At 66.5% G+C, this 272-nt stretch carries 1 protein-coding gene; it reads left to right on the top strand.

Annotated features, from left to right (window positions below):
• On the top strand, positions 1 to 272 hold a 272-nt coding region (locus SB756_RS30145; protein ID WP_410913246.1), incomplete at both ends, for a carboxymuconolactone decarboxylase family protein.

Raw genomic sequence — 272 nt, 5'->3', positions numbered from 1 at the left:
GCCTATCAAGGCCTGCTCGCCACCAACACCGCCCTGGTCGCAAGCCCCCTGGGCTTGCCCCTGGTGGAACTGGTGTTTTTGCGCGTGTCGCAGATCAACGGCTGCTCGTTCTGCCTGGGCAAGCACTCACAGACCCTGCGCGAGTGTGGGGTGGCGCAAGACAAGCTGGATTGCCTGGCCGGCTGGCGCGTCAGCGAACTGTTCAGCGAACGCGAGCGCGCCGCGCTGGCCTGGACCGAAACCCTCACCTACGTCCACGACAAGGGCGCGCC

It is taken from the genome of Pseudomonas sp. SIMBA_068 (genome assembly GCF_046534705.1).
Classification (GTDB): Bacteria; Pseudomonadota; Gammaproteobacteria; order Pseudomonadales; family Pseudomonadaceae; genus Aquipseudomonas; species Aquipseudomonas putida.
Note: the sequence above shows the minus strand (reverse complement) of the source record. Positions and strands in the feature narration are given on the sequence as shown.